The sequence below is a fragment of the Mesorhizobium sp. B2-4-17 genome, assembly GCF_006441275.1.
Lineage (GTDB): Bacteria > Pseudomonadota > Alphaproteobacteria > Rhizobiales > Rhizobiaceae > Mesorhizobium.
Genome location: NZ_VFUX01000039.1, coordinates 21651 through 37931, shown reverse-complemented (window position 1 = coordinate 37931; position 16281 = coordinate 21651). Strand labels below are relative to the sequence as shown.

Here is a 16281-nt window from a genome sequence, read left to right as displayed (position 1 = left end):
AAGAGGGCAACTGCCCCCCTAGCCCAGCTGCTATTCACTATCGACTACCGACTACTCCCTATTGCTTTGATTACGCCGCTTCAGCCGCCAGGCGCTGTGCCTTCTCGACCGCTTCCTCGATGCCACCGACCATGTAGAAGGCGGCTTCCGGAAGATGGTCGTAGTCGCCGTTGCAGAGGCCCTTGAAGCCCTTGATGGTGTCGGCGAGATCGACCAGCTTGCCCGGCGCGCCGGTGAACACTTCGGCGACGAAGAAGGGCTGCGACAGGAAGCGCTCGATCTTGCGGGCGCGCGCCACCGTCTGCTTGTCCTCTTCGGAAAGCTCGTCCATGCCCAGGATGGCGATGATGTCCTGCAGCGACTTGTAGCGCTGGAGGATCGACTGCACCTGGCGGGCAACGCCATAGTGCTCGTCGCCGACGACCAGCGGATCGAGCATGCGCGAGGTCGAGTCGAGCGGATCGACCGCCGGGTAGATGCCCTTTTCGGCGATGGCGCGGTTGAGCGTCGTCGTCGCGTCAAGGTGCGCGAACGAGGTCGCCGGCGCCGGATCGGTCAAGTCGTCGGCCGGCACGTAGATCGCCTGCACTGATGTGATCGAGCCCTTGGTGGTGGTGGTGATGCGTTCCTGCAGCGCGCCCATGTCGGTGGCGAGCGTCGGCTGATAGCCCACGGCCGACGGGATACGGCCCAGAAGCGCGGACACTTCCGAACCCGCCTGCGTGAAGCGGAAGATGTTGTCGACGAAGAACAGCACGTCCTGGCCCTGGTCGCGGAAATACTCGGCAACCGTCAGGCCGGTCAGGCCGACGCGGGCGCGCGCGCCCGGCGGCTCGTTCATCTGGCCGTACACCAGTGCGGCCTTGGAGCCTTCGCCGCCGCCCTTCTTGTTGACGCCGGACTCGATGAACTCGTGATAGAGGTCGTTGCCTTCGCGGGTGCGCTCGCCGACGCCGGCGAACACCGAATAGCCGCCATGGGCCTTGGCGATGTTGTTGATCAGTTCCTGGATCAGCACGGTCTTGCCGACGCCGGCGCCGCCGAACAGGCCGATCTTGCCGCCCTTGGCGTAAGGCGCGAGCAGGTCGAGCACCTTGATGCCGGTGATCAGGATCTGCGCTTCCGTCGACTGGTCGATATAGGCCGGAGCCGGCTGATGGATCGAACGCAGTTCGACCGCGTCGACCGGGCCGGCTTCGTCGACCGGCTCGCCGATGACGTTGATGATGCGGCCGAGCATGCCGGGGCCGACCGGAACCGCGATCGGGCCGCCGGTGTCACGCACTTCCTGGCCGCGCACCAGGCCTTCGGTGGAGTCCATGGCGATGCAGCGCACGGTGTTCTCGCCAAGATGCTGGGCAACTTCGAGCACGAGCCGGTTGCCGACATTGGTCGTCTCCAGCGCGTTCAGGATCGGCGGCAGATGCTCGCCGAACTGAACGTCGACGACGGCGCCGATGACCTGGCGGACCTTGCCGACTACGCCCGTGGCCTTGGTCGCCACTGCCGAACTCCCGGCCGTCCCTGCCATGGCCGGTGCTGCCGCCGTGCTGGCAGGAGCCGCCTTCGCTGCTGCCGGAACCTTTGCCGCCTTGGCGGGAACCGCGGCCTTCGGGGCCGCCGTTTTGGGGGTCGCTGCTTTCGCCATCGTCTTTACCCTTTTTCGTCCTTTGTTTTTCACGCGGTCCAGTCGCGGGCCGATGACCCGCGAACCGCGCCTAGAGCGCCTCGGCGCCCGAAATGATTTCAATCAGTTCCTTGGTGATCTGCGCCTGCCGCTGACGGTTGTAGGTGATCGACAGTTTGTTGATCATCTCGCCGGCGTTGCGCGTCGCATTGTCCATGGCGCTCATCTTGGCGCCCATTTCGCCGGCCGCGTTTTCGAGCAGCGCGCGGAAGATCTGCACCGCGATGTTGCGCGGGATGAGGTCGGACAGGATTTCACCGGGCTCCGGCTCATATTCATAGACGGCGCTGGCGCCATCCGCCGATTCGGCCTGGGCCGAAGAAGCGGTGGCGGCCGGGATGATCTGCTGCGCGGTCGGAACCTGGCTGATCACCGACTTGAACTGCGAGTAGAACAGGGTGCAGACGTCGAAGGCGCCCTCGTTGAAGAGATTGATGACCTTGCGGGCTATCGCGTCGGCATTGACGAAGCCGAGCGTCTTGACCTCGCGCAGATCGACACGATCGAGAATCATCGACGCATAGTCGCGGCGCAGTATGTCGAAACCCTTCTTGCCGACGCAGATGATCTTGACCTGCTTGCCGTCGGCCAGCAGCCGGCGGATGTGGTCGCGGGCATGACGGGCGATCTGCGAATTGAAGCCGCCGCAAAGGCCGCGCTCGGCCGTGCAGACGATGAGCAGATGCACATCATCCTTGCCGGTGCCGGTCATCAGCGCCGGGGCATCGCCACCGCCGCCGACCGCCTGGGTGATGTTGGCCAGCACGGAACCCATGCGCTCCGAATAGGGGCGCGCCGCTTCCGCGGCCTCTTGCGCGCGGCGAAGCTTCGCCGCGGCGACCATCTGCATCGCCTTGGTGATCTTCTGCGTCGCCTTGACCGAGGCGATACGGTTACGAAGGTCTTTTAATGAAGGCATGCTTCAAACCTGATCCCGTCTTGTCTCATCCGGATTGGCGCTTCGCTCAGGCGAAGGTCTTGGCGAAAGCGTCGATTTCGGCCTTGAGCTTGGCGCGCAGATCGTCCGACAGCGCCTTTTCGTTGCGGATGGCGTCGAGAACGTCCTTGCCGGCCGAGCGCATGTGGCTGAGCAGGCCATGCTCGAACTTGCCGACCTGGTTGACCGGCAGCTTGTCGAGATAGCCATTGACGCCGGCGAAGATCACCGCGACCTGTTCTTCCGTCTTCAGCGGCGAGAACTGCGGCTGCTTCAGGAGCTCGGTCAGGCGCGATCCGCGGTTGAGCAGGCGCTGCGTGGCGGCGTCGAGATCCGAGCCGAACTGCGCGAAGGCCGCCATTTCGCGGTACTGCGCGAGCTCGCCCTTGATCGAGCCGGCGACCTGCTTCATCGCCTTGATCTGCGCCGAGGAGCCGACGCGCGACACCGACAGGCCGACGTTGACGGCCGGACGGATGCCCTGGAAGAACAGGTTGGTTTCGAGGAAGATCTGGCCGTCGGTGATCGAGATCACGTTGGTCGGGATGTAGGCCGACACGTCGTTGGCCTGCGTCTCGATGACCGGCAGGGCCGTCAGCGAGCCACCGCCGAGATCGTCATTGAGCTTGGCGGCGCGCTCGAGCAGGCGCGAGTGCAGGTAGAAGACGTCGCCCGGATAGGCTTCGCGGCCCGGCGGGCGGCGCAGCAGCAGCGACATCTGGCGGTAGGCGACGGCCTGCTTCGACAGATCGTCATAGCTGATCAGCGCATGCATGCCGTTGTCGCGGAAAAATTCGCCCATGGTGCAGGCCGTGAACGGCGCCAGGAACTGCATCGGCGCCGGATCGGAAGCGGTGGCGGCGACGATGATCGAATATTCAAGCGCGCCGCGCTCTTCCAGCACCTTGACGAACTGCGCGACGGTCGAGCGCTTCTGGCCGACGGCGACGTAGACGCAGTAGAGCTTTTCCTTCTCGGGGCCGTTGTCGTGCACCGACTTCTGGTTGAGCATCGTGTCGAGGATGATCGCGGTCTTGCCGGTCTGGCGGTCGCCGATGACCAGCTCGCGCTGGCCGCGACCGACCGGGATCAGCGCGTCGATGGCCTTGAGGCCGGTCGACATCGGCTCGTTCACCGACTTGCGCGGGATGATGCCGGGCGCCTTGACGTCGACACGCCTGCGCTCGGTCGCCTTGATCGGGCCCTTGCCGTCGATCGGGTTGCCAAGCGCGTCAACGACGCGGCCGAGCAGGCCGGGGCCGACAGGCGCGTCGACAATGGCGCCGGTGCGCTTGACGGTGTCGCCTTCCTTGATGTCGCGGTCAGCGCCGAAGATGACGACGCCGACATTGTCGGCTTCGAGATTGAGCGCCATGCCGCGGATGCCGCCGGGGAATTCGACCATTTCGCCGGCCTGGACATTGTCGAGGCCGTAGACGCGGGCGATACCGTCACCGACGGACAGCACCTGTCCAACTTCGGAGACCTCGGCCTCCTTGCCGAAATTCTTGATCTGGTCTTTCAGAATTGCGGAAATTTCCGCGGCGCGGATGTCCATCAGCCGACCTCTTTCAGTGCAAGCTTGAGCGAATTGAGTTTGGTTTTGAGCGACGTATCGATCTGGCGCGAGCCCATCTTGACCACCAGCCCGCCAAGCAGCGACGGATCGACGGTGACGGAGATGGCAACGTCCTTGCCGGCAACGCTCTTCAGCGCCGCCTTGAGTTCGGCTTCCTGGTCAGCGGTCAACGCGTGCGCCGACGTCACCTCGGCGGCCGTCTCGCCACGATGCTCGGCGGCGATCTGGCGGAACGCCTTGATCATGCCCGGCACCGCGAACAGGCGGCGGTTCTTGGCGACGACGCGCAGGAAATTGCCGGTCAGCCCGGTAATCTCCGCCTTGTCGGCGATCGCCGCGATGGCCTTGGCCTGGTCTTCACTGGAAAACACCGGGCTGTTGATCAGCCGCGCCAAGTCGGCGCTACCGGCGAGCATCGCTTCGAAACTATTGAGGTCGGCTTCGACCTTGGCAACGGAATTTGACTGCAGCGCGAGCTCGAACAGCGAACCCGCATAGCGTTCTGCGACACCTGAGATTGGCGATGACGATTGAGCCACGGACCGTCTTTTCTCTTGTCTGACAGGCCGCAGATTGTTGGCGCGAGTAAAAACTCTGGCTAAATCTTTGACCTTACTTCATTTTTTCAAGCACGGAGGCGCGGCTTCCGCTATCCCCGGCCGAAAGTCGATTGCCGTCTAGCACAGGCATTTTAAGACCGCAATGCGTCGTTCCGCATGGTTTTCAGGCACTATTGTCGCATCCGGCGAAAGATCGACGCCTCCGGCACCGCGATCCCTCTGGATTCAGGGCACAAAGCCGAAGGCAAAGGCGAGCGGCAATGCCGCCAAGGCTAATTCCACCACAATGGAAACCCAATTGAAAGGTGTGTTTGCGCCATCCGACATCATCGACAGCAGGCGGCCAAAGGCGGTGAACAGCCACGAGAAGCCGAGCGCCATATAGACCAATGGCTGCGCGAGCAGGACGCAGCACAGGCCGACGCCGAGATAAAAGCCCGACATCCTGCCGCGCCCCTCGGCGATTGCCGCTGCCTTCTCCGGCCTTGCCTGCAGGCGCAGGATGCGGAAGGCAACGCCCGGCGCCAGGAAAAACAGCAAGCCCAGCAGCACTGTGACGACGGCGCTCGACCAGGCCAGCCACTCGCCCTGGCTCGTCGGCCATGGAAACGCAAAATCCATCTTGTCCCTCGAAACGCCTGCTTTGAAATTTTTGACATTCTAGCTGAGGTAAAGCGCCGCGCCAGATGGCTCCAGGCACTTTAGGCCAAGCGCATCAACCGAGCGCGAATTGCACTGCCGCCTCTGCATGGATGCGCGTCGTGTCGAAGACCGGAATGTCGAAATCGCGGCGGCCAATCAGCATGGTGATCTCGGTGCAGCCCATGATGAGGCTGTCGGCGGCCTCTTCCCGGCGCAGACGCTCGACCTCGGCGATATAGGCCGCCTTCGAAACGTCGGTGACGATGCCCTGGCAGAGCTCGTCATAGATGACGCGGTGGACCATGTCGCGACCGGCCGCGTCCGGCACCAGCGGCTGCAATCCATATTCGTCGGTGAGCCGGCGCTTGTAGAAATCCTGCTCCATGGTGAACCGCGTCGCCAGCAGCGCCGGGCGCTGCATGCCGGCGCGCTTGATCGCGACCGCGGTGGCATCGGCGATGTGGATCAGCGGGATGGATATGGACGCCTGCACCTGGTCGGCCAGCTTGTGCATGGTGTTGGTGCACAAAAGCAGCCCTTCGGCGCCGCCGGCCTCCAGCTTGCGCGCCGCTTCGACGAGAAGCACGCCGGCGCCATCCCAGTCGCCATGGTGCTGCCGCTCGGCGATCTCGGCGAAATCGAACGACCAGAGCAGCAGTTTCGCCGAATGCAGCCCGCCAAGGCGCTCGCGCACGATCTCGTTCAGCAGGCGGTAGTAGATGGCGGTCGATTCCCAGCTCATGCCGCCGAGCAGGCCAAGGGTTTTCATGACGGGCTGTTCCTTTACCGTGCAATTCCTATATTATGACCACAAGAGACCACAAGGAGATTGCCGTGAAAACAATGCAGGTTCGGGAAGCCAAGGCAGGGTTCTCGGCACTCGTCGAGGCCGCGGAGAGCGGCGAGCCCACCATTATCACAAAGCACGGTAAGCCAGCAGCGGCTGTCGTTTCGGTCAAGGACTTGCAAAAGCTTTATCCAGCCAAGCGTCGAAACTTCGGGGAGTTTCTTCTGAGCTACCCGGGAGGGATCGAGCTGGAAAGGAATGAGTCACCGTCGCGGGATATCGATCTTTGAGCGGCTATCTTCTCGACACGTCCATCTTATCGGCGTTCGCGCCCGGCAGGCTGCCACTTGCGAAAGACATTGCCAATTGGATCGTATCGCAAGGTGAACAGCAAACGCTCTTCATACCGGTTATTGCTATCACCGAAATCGAGAAAGGCATACGCAAGCTCGATCGTGCCGGGGCATCAAAGCGCGCCGAGAACCTCGCTGTCTGGCTCAATGACACCATTGAAGAATTCGCGGATCAAATTCTGGGGATCAATGCCGACATAGCGCGAAGAGCGGGCCGAATGGAGGAAGCGGGCTCTGCGAAAGGCAAGAACTCGGGCTTGGCGGACATACTGATCGCTGCTACGGCGGCAGCCAATGAGCTTACCGTGCTTACGGCAAACGTCAGGCACTTTGAAGCGCTTGATGTTGGGTGCTGGAATATACTGCAAGATCCGCCAGGCCCCGACTGATCCATTCTCACAAAAAGCTCTGCGGATCGATATCGACCTGCACCCGGACCGAACCGCGCTGTTTCGGGCCATTGGCCAGCATGGCGCGGATGAAACCTTGCATGTCGGCCCGCCGTTCGCCCTGGATCAAAAGCCGGAAGCGATGGCGGCCGCCGAGCAGGGACAACGGCGCTTCGGCCGGCCCGAGCACGAACAGGTCCGACGCTTCGGGCGCCGCCCGGCGCAGGCCGCGCGCATGGCCCTCGGCCTCCGCTCGCGTCACCGCGCTGACGATGACGCCGGCGAGCCGTCCGAAGGGCGGCAAGGCAGCCCGTTCGCGCTCGGCGATCTCGCGCTCGTAAAAGGCTTCCGAATCGCCGGAGACGATCGCCCGCATCACCGGATGGTCGGGCTGGAAGGTCTGCAGCAGGCCGAGGCTCTTCTTGCCCGTGCGGCCGGCGCGGCCGGTCACCTGGCTGAGCAGTTGAAAGGTGCGCTCGGCGGCGCGCGGATCGCCATTGGCGAGACCGAGGTCGGCGTCGACGACGCCGACCAGCGTCATGTTGGGGAAGTTGTGCCCCTTGGCGACCAGCTGCGTGCCGATGACGATATCGGCCTCGCCATCGGCGATCGCCTCCAGTTCCAACCGCAGCCGCCGCACGCCGCCCATCAGATCCGACGACAGGACGATGGTGCGCGCGTCGGGGAAATGCGTGACGACCTCCTCGGCGATGCGCTCGACGCCCGGCCCGCAGGCGACCAGATGATCGAGCGTGCCGCATTCGGGGCAAGCCTCGGGGCGGCGCTCATTGTGCCCGCAATGGTGGCAGACCAGCTGGCCGCGAAAGCGGTGCTCGACCAGCCAGGCCGAGCAGACCGGGCAGCCGAAACGGTGACCGCAGACACGGCACAGCGTCAGCGGCGCATAGCCGCGCCGGTTGAGGAACAGCAGCGACTGTTCCTTCTTCTCCAGTGTCCGGCGCATATGCTCGATCAGCACCGGCGACAGGAAGCCGCCACGCGCCGGCGGCGCGCGGCGCATGTCGATCGATTTGAGATCGGGCAATGCCGCCTCGGCGAAGCGGGCGGAAAGAACAGCCCTGTTGTATTTGCCCTGGCTGGCGTTGACCCGGCTTTCGACCGATGGCGTGGCCGATGCCAGCACCACCGGAAAGCCACCAATGTGGCCGCGCACCACGGCCATGTCGCGCGCATTGTAGAAGACGCGGTCTTCCTGCTTGTAGGCGGGGTCGTGCTCCTCGTCGACGACGATCAGGCCAAGCTCCTTGAACGGCAGGAACAGCGCCGAGCGCGCGCCGGCAACGACGCGCACGCGGCCTTCCGCCACCTGCCGCCAGACTTTTTCGCGCGTCCTGGGCGGCAGGTCCGAATGCCATTCGGCCGGCTTGGCGCCGAAGCGGCGCTGGAAGCGCTCCAGAAACGCGTGGGTCAGCGCGATTTCCGGCAGCAGGATCAGCACCTGTTTGCCCTGGTCGAGGGCCGCCGCCACCGCCTCGAAATAAACCTCCGTCTTGCCCGAACCGGTGACGCCGTCGAGCAGCGCCACATTGAAGGCACCGGCCGCGACATTGGTGCGCAGCATCGAGGCGGCATCATTCTGGTCCGGCATCAGCTCCGGCACGGCATAGTTCGGATCAGGCGCGGCCACGACCGGGCGCGGCGGGATCATCACCGTCTCGAACACGCCTTGCGTCTTGAGCCCTTCGATCACCGTCGGCGATACGCCGGCGGCATGCGCCAGCCCGGAACGCGTCCAGGCAAGACCGCCCTCCGCCGTCTCCAGCACGCGCGACCGCGCATCCGTCATCCGGTCGGGAACGGCGGTGGTTCGCTGCAGCCCCTCGATCCAGGGTTCGGGATCGAAAGCCTCCGGCGCCCTGAGCAGCATGCGCGCCACCATGCCAGGCGCCGACAGCGTGTATTGCGCCACCCAGTCGACGAAACGGCGCATGGCACGGTCGATCGGCGGGCAGTCGAAAACCTGTTCGATCGGGCGCAGCTTTTTCGCATCGACCTTCTCGACCGCGCCATCCCAGACGATGCCGGCGACCTGGCGCGGCCCGAGCGGCACGCGCACGATCGAACCCGGCACGACGCGCATGCCCGCCGGCACGGCATAGGTGTAGGGGCGTTCGGCCGGCATCGGCACCAGCACCGGTGCGGCCGAGACAAAGGGCGAATCTTCACTCATGAGGCGTGACCTTGCCCCGACTTTGGTCTAGATCAAAGAGTAACGCTGAACGTGCCTTTCCCAAGCACGAGGAAATCGTCAGGAGACCGCCATGAAATTTTTTGTCGATACCGCCGACATCAAGGATATCCGTGAGCTCAACGACCTGGGGCTGCTCGACGGCGTCACCACCAATCCGTCTCTCATTCTCAAATCCGGCGGCAAGATCGCCGACGTCACCAAGCAGATCTGCGACATCGTCGAAGGCCCGGTTTCGGCCGAAGTGGTGGCGACCGAATACAAGGACATGATGGCGGAGGCCGAGGTTCTGGCCAAGATCGCGCCCAATGTCTGCATCAAGGTGCCGTTGACGCTCGATGGCCTGAAGGCCTGCAAGACGATCCGCACCGAGATGAACCGCATGGTCAACGTCACGCTGTGCTTCTCGGCCAATCAGGCACTGCTCGCCGCCAAGGCTGGCGCGTCCTTCATCTCGCCCTTCGTCGGCCGCATCGATGACACCGGCTCGGACGGCATGGAGCTGATCCAGGAGATCCGGCAGATCTACGACAATTATGATTACCAGACCGAGATCCTGACCGCGTCGGTGCGCACGGTGAACCACGTCAAGCAGGCGGCTCTGATCGGCGCCGACGTCATCACCGCCCCGCCGGCGACGCTGAAGGCGCTGGTCAACCATCCGCTGACCGACAAGGGCCTCGCCGCCTTCCTCGCCGACTGGGCCAAGACCGGCCAGAAGATCGGCTGAGCAATTCCAGAAAGTGTGAAACGGTTTTCCCGGGAAAAGCGCATAGCGCTTTCCCTTGGAAATTGCGTCAAAACAAAGAGTGAGAGCGGTTAGCCGTTTCCGAGAAACGTAAACTGTTCCAAAGCCATTCGATTTCATGAAAAAGGCCGGGCAACTGGCCTTTTTCATGAACTGCGGATCAAGGCGAGCCTGCCGATTGCTCCGCGCCGTCATCGTCAGGCGCGGCCACCGGCGGGCGCCGCCCCATGATGATCTCGCGCTTGCCGACATGATTGGGCGCGCCGACCAATCCTTCCTTCTCCATGCGCTCGACCAAGGAAGCGGCGCGGTTGTAACCGATGCCAAGCCGACGCTGGATGTAGGACGTCGAACACTTCTTGTCGCGCAACACCACCTTGACCGCCTCGTCATAGCTGGAATCGCCGTCCTCGGCGACAACGGATCCCTTGTCGAAGACCGCTCCCTGGTCGACTTCGTCCTCTTCTTCATCCTCGTCGGCCGTCACGGTTTCCAGATATTCGGGGCGGCCCTGTGCCTTCAGATGCGCCACGACATGTTCGACTTCCGCGTCGGAAACAAAGGGGCCATGCACGCGGGAAATACGCCCACCGCCCATCATGTGCAGCATGTCGCCCTGGCCGAGCAGCTGCTCGGCGCCCTGCTCGCCCAGGATCGTGCGGCTGTCGATCTTGGATGTCACCTGGAAAGAGATGCGGGTCGGGAAGTTGGCCTTGATGGTGCCGGTGATGACATCGACGGACGGGCGCTGCGTCGCCATGATCAGGTGGATGCCGGCCGCGCGCGCCATCTGCGCCAGGCGCTGGATGGCGCCTTCGATCTCCTTGCCGGCGACCATCATCAGGTCGGCCATCTCATCGACGATGACGACGATGTACGGCATCGGCGCCAGGTCGATCTCCTGCTGCTCGAAGAGCGGCTGTCCGGTGCCCTTCTCGAAACCCGTCTGGATCGTCATGACGACCGTCTCGCCCTTGTCGCGGGCAGCGGCGGCGCGCTCATTGTAGCCATCGATGTTGCGCACCCCGAGCCGCGCCATCTTGCGATAGCGGTCCTCCATCTCGCGCACCGCCCATTTGAGCGCGGTGACGGCCTTCTTGGGATCGGTGACGACAGGCGTCAGAAGATGCGGGATGCCGTCATAGACGGAGAGCTCCAGCATCTTGGGATCGACCATGATCAACCGGCATTCTTCCGGCTTCAGCCGGTAGAGCAGCGACAGGATCATGGTGTTGATGGCAACCGACTTGCCGGAGCCGGTGGTGCCGGCGACCAGCAAATGCGGCATCTTTGCCAGCTCGGCGATGACCGGCTCGCCGCCGATGGTCTTGCCCAGGCATAGCGCCAGCTTGCAGCTGGTCTTGCGAAAACCCTGGGATTCGATCAGCTCGCGGAAATAGACGGTTTCGCGCGTCTCGTTCGGAAGCTCGATGCCGATGACGTTGCGGCCGGGCACGACGGCGACGCGCGCCGAAACAGCCGACATGGAACGGGCGATATCGTCGGCGAGACCGATGACGCGGGAGGATTTGACGCCCGGCGCTGGCTCGAACTCGTAGAGGGTAACGACCGGACCGGGGCGGACATGGATGATCTCGCCGCGCACGCCGAAATCCTCGAGTACGCTTTCCGGAAGATCGGCATTCTGCTCGAGCCGCTCCTGCGACATGTAGAAGCCCTGCCCTTCCGGTGGCTGCTGCAGCAGCTCTTCCGAGGGAAGTTCGTATGCTTCGCCAGTGGTGGCCGGCACAATCTTGCCGACCATGGGCAGCGGCGAAGAGCCGCGCATGGCTGGAGCCGAGACGGCCTCCTCCGCCCCTTGCCCGACCTGCGCCGGAACGGCCTTGCTGGCAGCGACCGGAATTGCACCCGCCGCCTGAACCTCCTGCGGGGCGCTGTTCGCCACCGACTGAACCGCGGCTTCGTTCGAATTGGCCGGACGGACATCCGGCAAGGCGGGTGGAGCTTGCAGGCCCGGCAGGCATTCGATGACGCGGAATAAGGCGGTGGGATCGGCCGTCGGCGCGCGGCGAATGTCCACCCGGCCGGCGACAGCCAGCGCTAGCGGGCGCGAAGCCGGGACGGCCTGCGGCGCCGGCACCGGGCCTTCGATCATGTAAGGCGCCATGAGCTCGAAGAAGACGTGATCCGACAGATAGGGCCAGCGGACAGTCTCGCGCCTTGTTGTCTTGACCGGTGCCGCCGTCGTTCCCGGAGCAGAAGCTGCTGATCCGGATGCACGTGCCATTGCGGCCGTCCGCGGACCCGTCGGTGCGACAACCCGCGCCTTATCGCCGGCACGCCCTGGTGAAACGGATGCCACGGGCGGGGCAGGCTGCCTTTCATGGATCAAGGCTCTGTTGCCGGCGGGCGCCCGGGCAGCGTCTGGAGCGGGGCTCCGGTTTTTCATCGGCGATGACAAGGACGAGGCTGCCTGGAGCGCCGAGGCGGATCGCGCCATGGTTGGCGGCGCCGGTTGCCCCAGCCGTTCGTTTTGCATGGTGGCAGCCTGGTCGAGCGGCGGATGGCGTGGACTGGCCTCATAGTCCGGCGTGCGCGTAAAGCGCACATTGGGGGCCAGGAAGAAATACTCCTGCCATGCCGGGCTTTCGTTGCCGCCGAGATCAACAGGCGGCGGCGGAGAACCGACCCTGGCCGCGCCGGAACGCTGGCCGTTCCCCTTGTCGCTCATGCCGTTGAAACGCTCACCCTCGGGATCATCGGGCGAAGCGGACTTCGATAAATTGACCCGAGGAAAACGCTTGGATTCCATGCTCAAGACTCACTCTGAAACGTCTGCTGAGCAATAGGGAGCGAGTGGTTAACAGTTGCTTCCCGTCAGCGCCGTTGGAGCGTCCGAAACGTATCTTTCGCGACGATGTCGAACGATCCGGATTCGAGCGAATGATCGCCATCCACGATCACCCACTCGCACATACGCGCCGGCAAAAAAAGGTGAACGGAAGGGTTCGGCTCTTGGCCGTCGCGAGCGGTCCGAGCACCAGGATTGAGACGGTATTTTTCCGAAAACGAAGACTGGCGCCAGAGCAATTCCAGGAAAAGTGCGTAACGGCTTTCCGTCCGGAATTGCGTAAAGACAGAGAGCTCTAGCCAGCTGCCTTGCCGTGCCGGGCCAGATCCTGGGCGATCGACAATTGCAGGGCTTCGGCCAGTTCGCGCGCGGCGCGATTCTCGGCATCGATCTGCGCCCGGTAGGAGGCAAATTCCTGGCGCGGCTTGTCGAAGGACGAGGTAATCGCCCGCTTGCCGACAGCGATCACGGCGCCGGTTCTCGCATCGGTCAGCGTATAGCCGGCGGTGAGCGTCACCGAACCGGCGGTCGGCTCGTCCTCATCGGTTCCGACCTGCACGAGAGCCGAGGATTCGACGGCTTCGGTCACGCCGAGATCGAGCGAATAAAGCGGCGAGGCCGGTTCGCCGGCGCCGCGCCCGAATACGAAGATCAGATTGTTGCGCACCTGCTGGGCATAACGCGTCCTGACCGGCTTGATGGCGATCGACGCCATTTCAGCATTGGCGGTCGAGCCAGTCGACAGCGGCGCGCTGGAATAGAGCGGCCGCACCGTGCAGGCCGAAACCAGCGCGAGCGAGCCGACAAGGCCGGCCAACGCGATGCGGCGCAGCAAACGGCCCAGCTCTGTCTTCTCCCGATCAGGCAACGACATTGACGATCCTCTGCGGCACGATGATCACCTTGCGCGGAGCCTTACCCTCAAGTGTTTTCTGCACGAAGTCGAGAGCCAATACCGCTTTTTCGACCGCACCTTGGTCCGCGTCGCGGGCAATTGTCAAATCCCCCCGCTTCTTGCCGTTGACCTGCACCGGATAGGTCACTTCATTGTCGACGACCAGCGCCGGATCGAAGACCGGCCACGGCCGTTCGGCAACCAGTTCGGCGCCGCCGAGCGTCTCCCAGCACTCCTCGGCCAGATGCGGCATGACGGGCGCGATCAGATGCACCAGGATCTCCACCGCCTGTCGGCAGGCGCCTTGCAGCGCTTGGTCGGCTTTGCCGTCCGCCACGTCGTTGAGCGGCGTGGTCAGTGCATTGGCCAGTTCATAGATGCGGGCGATGGCACGATTGAAGGCGAGCTTCTCGATATCCTCGCCGACCGCCTTTAGGATTTTGTGCGTCGCCTTGGAGACCGCTCCCGCCTCGCTGGCGGCAGCCGCGGCAGGCTTGACCCCTGCCAGCGTCTCGGCCGCCGTCGACACCAGGCGCCAGATGCGCTGCATGAAGCGATGCGCGCCGGCCGCGCCATCGTCTGTCCATTCGACGTCGCGCTCGGGCGGCGAATCCGACAGCATGAACCAGCGCGCCGTGTCGGCGCCGTAGCCATCGGTGATGTCTTCCGGGCTGACCGTGTTCTTCTTCGACTTCGACATTTTTTCGAGCGGGCCGATGGTCACCGCCTCGCCGGTGGCGATGTCGATGGCGCGGCGCTTGCCGTCGACATCCTCCAGCCGCACCTCGGTCGGCGCCAGCCAGCGGCCATTCGATGCCGTGCCGACACGATAGGTTTCGTGCACCACCATGCCTTGCGTGAACAGGCCCTTGAACGGCTCGGCCAGATCGACATGGCCGGTCTCGCGCATGGCACGGGTGAAGAAGCGCGAATAGAGCAGATGCAGGATCGCGTGCTCGATGCCGCCGATATACTGGTCGACCGGCAGCCACTCATTGGCCGCCCTGGGGTCGGTCGGCTCATGCGCCCAGGGCGCGGTGAAACGGGCGAAATACCAGGATGAATCGACGAAGGTGTCCATCGTGTCGGTCTCGCGGCGTGCATCCCCACCGCATTGCGGGCACTTCACATGCCGCCATGTCGGATGCCGGTCGAGCGGATTGCCCGGCCGGTCGAAATCGACATCGTCGGGCAGCTTGACCGGCAGGTCGGCCTTCGGCACCGGCACCACGCCGCAATGCTCGCAATGGATCATCGGGATCGGGCAGCCCCAGTAGCGCTGGCGCGAAATGCCCCAGTCGCGCAGGCGGAAATTCACCTTGCGCTCGGCCATCGGCCGGTTGCCGATCGTCTTCTGCTCCAAGAGCTTCGCCACCTCATCGAAGGCCTGGCTCGGCTTCATCCCATCGAGGAAGCGTGAATTGATCATCGCGCCGTCATCGACATAGGCAACGTCGATAATTTGGAACGCGGACGGGTTCTCGCCCTCCGGCATCACCACCGGCACCACCGGCAGGCCGTATTTGTTGGCGAAGTCGAGATCGCGCTGATCATGCGCGGGGCAGCCGAAAATGGCGCCGGTGCCATATTCCATCAGCACGAAATTGGCGACATAGACGGGCAGCGTCCAACTGTCGTCGAACGGATGAACGACGCGGATGCCGGTGTCGAAGCCCTTCTTCTCCGCCGTCTCCAGCGCCGCCACCGAAGTGCCCATATGGCGCACTTCCTCGATGAACTTGGCCAGCGCCGGATTGGTCTCGGCGGCCTTCCTAGCCAGCGGATGATCGGCGGCGATCGCCATGAAGGAGGCGCCGAAAATGGTGTCGGGCCTTGTCGTGTAGACTTCCAGCTCATGCTCGCCCGCAGCGTCCGAGGCCAGCGGCCAGCGGATTAGCAGGCCTTCCGAACGGCCGATCCAGTTCTGCTGCATCAGCTTCACTTTTTCGGGCCATTCGTCGAGGCCGTCGAGCGAATCCAGCAGATCCTGCGCAAAGTCGGTGATCTTGAAGAACCACTGCGTCAGCTCGCGCTGCTCGACCAGCGCGCCCGAGCGCCAGCCGCGCCCGTCGATGACCTGCTCGTTGGCGAGCACGGTCATGTCCTCCGGATCCCAGTTGACCTTGGACGATTTGCGCGTCACCAGCCCCTTCTCGACGAAGTCGAGGAACAGCATCTGCTGGCGGTGGTAATAGTCGACATCGCAGGTGGCGAACTCGCGCGCCCAGTCCAGCGACAGGCCCATGACCTTGAGCTGCTCACGCATGGTGGCGATGTTCTGGTAGGTCCATTCCTTGGGGTGGACCTTGTTCTGCATCGCCGCGTTCTCGGCCGGCATCCCGAAAGCGTCCCAGCCCATCGGGTGCAGCACGTTGAAACCCTTGGCCCGCTTGTAGCGCGCCACCACGTCGCCCATCGTATAATTGCGGGTATGGCCGATATGGATGCGCCCCGACGGATAGGGGAACATCTCCAGCACATAATATTTCGGACGCGGATCGTCATTGTGCGCTTCGAACAGCTTCTTTTCGGCCCAGGCCTTCTGCCATTTGGGTTCTGACGCGCGCGGATTGTATCGTTCGGTTGCCATGGGACGTTTTTCACTTAAAAGCATGCGGACCGCCGAAGCCCGGCGGTTCATGGAATGTGGTCCGGGTGTTCACCATGGTTTGGCAAACCCGTC

Annotated in this window: 13 protein-coding genes; 3 read left to right on the top strand and 10 right to left on the bottom strand. The window is 63.7% G+C overall.

All coding sequences use genetic code 11. From position 1 onward, the window contains the following. Positions 1–70: 70 nt before the first annotated feature. From atpD to FJ548_RS25630, 6 genes are all read right to left on the bottom strand, one after another. On the bottom strand, positions 71–1648 hold the full coding sequence (gene atpD / locus FJ548_RS25655) for a F0F1 ATP synthase subunit beta (protein WP_181168908.1): 1578 nt from the start codon (positions 1646–1648) through the stop codon (positions 71–73). A 70-nt stretch (positions 1649–1718) separates the two neighbouring features. After that, positions 1719–2606, bottom strand: a complete 888-nt coding sequence (locus FJ548_RS25650) for a F0F1 ATP synthase subunit gamma (RefSeq protein ID WP_140779343.1) — start codon at positions 2604–2606, stop codon at positions 1719–1721. Between the two features lie 46 nt (positions 2607–2652). After that, complete coding sequence (gene atpA / locus FJ548_RS25645; protein WP_140697920.1) at positions 2653–4182, bottom strand: F0F1 ATP synthase subunit alpha; 1530 nt, start codon at positions 4180–4182, stop codon at positions 2653–2655. Continuing rightward, a complete protein-coding gene (locus FJ548_RS25640; protein ID WP_140779342.1) occupies positions 4182–4742 on the bottom strand; it encodes a F0F1 ATP synthase subunit delta in 561 nt (186 codons plus the stop codon). Before FJ548_RS25640 ends, atpA begins: the two co-directional genes overlap by 1 nt. Before the next feature lie 246 nt (positions 4743–4988). Continuing rightward, on the bottom strand, positions 4989–5384 hold the full coding sequence (locus tag FJ548_RS25635) for a DUF4345 family protein (RefSeq protein ID WP_140612232.1): 396 nt from the start codon (positions 5382–5384) through the stop codon (positions 4989–4991). A gap of 94 nt (positions 5385–5478) precedes the next feature. Further along, a complete protein-coding gene (locus FJ548_RS25630; protein WP_140779341.1) occupies positions 5479–6174 on the bottom strand; it encodes an aspartate/glutamate racemase family protein in 696 nt (231 codons plus the stop codon). 65 nt (positions 6175–6239) lie between these two features. Between FJ548_RS25630 and FJ548_RS25625 the strand changes: the two genes are divergently transcribed. Both FJ548_RS25625 and FJ548_RS25620 read left to right on the top strand, forming a co-directional pair. Then, a complete protein-coding gene (locus FJ548_RS25625; protein WP_140697911.1) occupies positions 6240–6482 on the top strand; it encodes a type II toxin-antitoxin system Phd/YefM family antitoxin in 243 nt (80 codons plus the stop codon). Next, the gene (locus FJ548_RS25620; protein WP_140779340.1) at positions 6479–6934 is read left to right on the top strand and encodes a type II toxin-antitoxin system VapC family toxin; all 456 of its coding nucleotides are present in this window, start codon (positions 6479–6481) and stop codon (positions 6932–6934) included. The genes FJ548_RS25625 and FJ548_RS25620 overlap by 4 nt, the downstream gene beginning before the upstream one ends. Before the next feature lie 7 nt (positions 6935–6941). Here the strand turns inward: FJ548_RS25620 and FJ548_RS25615 are convergent, their stop codons facing one another. Further along, a complete protein-coding gene (locus FJ548_RS25615; RefSeq protein ID WP_140779339.1) occupies positions 6942–9125 on the bottom strand; it encodes a primosomal protein N' in 2184 nt (727 codons plus the stop codon). A 91-nt stretch (positions 9126–9216) separates the two neighbouring features. Here FJ548_RS25615 and fsa point away from each other — a divergent pair, with 91 nt between their 5' ends. Further along, positions 9217–9873 (top strand): fructose-6-phosphate aldolase, encoded by a 657-nt coding sequence (gene fsa, locus FJ548_RS25610; RefSeq protein ID WP_140697902.1) that lies wholly within the window; start codon positions 9217–9219, stop codon positions 9871–9873. A 178-nt stretch (positions 9874–10051) separates the two neighbouring features. On the opposite strand, the gene FJ548_RS25605 is transcribed toward fsa, so the two are convergent. The 3 genes from FJ548_RS25605 to leuS all read right to left on the bottom strand — a co-directional run bounded on the left by FJ548_RS25605 (position 10052) and on the right by leuS (position 16188). Further along, positions 10052–12664: a DNA translocase FtsK gene (locus FJ548_RS25605; RefSeq protein ID WP_140779353.1), complete on the bottom strand. Its 2613-nt coding sequence runs from the start codon at positions 12662–12664 to the stop codon at positions 10052–10054. 334 nt (positions 12665–12998) lie between these two features. Beyond that, positions 12999–13577, bottom strand: coding sequence for an LPS assembly lipoprotein LptE (gene lptE, locus FJ548_RS25600; RefSeq protein WP_140779338.1), 579 nt, complete (start codon positions 13575–13577; stop codon positions 12999–13001). Further along, a complete protein-coding gene (leuS, locus tag FJ548_RS25595; RefSeq protein ID WP_140779337.1) occupies positions 13564–16188 on the bottom strand; it encodes a leucine--tRNA ligase in 2625 nt (874 codons plus the stop codon). The genes lptE and leuS overlap by 14 nt, the downstream gene beginning before the upstream one ends. Positions 16189–16281 lie beyond the last annotated feature (93 nt).

Coding starts and splice junctions, on each gene's coding strand:
- FJ548_RS25650 (WP_140779343.1), bottom strand. CDS start 2,606: ATGCCTTCATTAAAAGACCTTCGTAACCGTATCGCCTCGGTCAAGGCG.
- lptE (WP_140779338.1), bottom strand. CDS start 13,577: ATGTCGTTGCCTGATCGGGAGAAGACAGAGCTGGGCCGTTTGCTGCGC.
- FJ548_RS25630 (WP_140779341.1), bottom strand. CDS start 6,174: ATGAAAACCCTTGGCCTGCTCGGCGGCATGAGCTGGGAATCGACCGCC.
- FJ548_RS25635 (WP_140612232.1), bottom strand. CDS start 5,384: ATGGATTTTGCGTTTCCATGGCCGACGAGCCAGGGCGAGTGGCTGGCC.
- atpD (WP_181168908.1), bottom strand. CDS start 1,648: ATGGCGAAAGCAGCGACCCCCAAAACGGCGGCCCCGAAGGCCGCGGTT.
- FJ548_RS25615 (WP_140779339.1), bottom strand. CDS start 9,125: ATGAGTGAAGATTCGCCCTTTGTCTCGGCCGCACCGGTGCTGGTGCCG.
- FJ548_RS25605 (WP_140779353.1), bottom strand. CDS start 12,664: ATGGAATCCAAGCGTTTTCCTCGGGTCAATTTATCGAAGTCCGCTTCG.
- atpA (WP_140697920.1), bottom strand. CDS start 4,182: ATGGACATCCGCGCCGCGGAAATTTCCGCAATTCTGAAAGACCAGATC.
- fsa (WP_140697902.1), top strand. CDS start 9,217: ATGAAATTTTTTGTCGATACCGCCGACATCAAGGATATCCGTGAGCTC.
- leuS (WP_140779337.1), bottom strand. CDS start 16,188: ATGGCAACCGAACGATACAATCCGCGCGCGTCAGAACCCAAATGGCAG.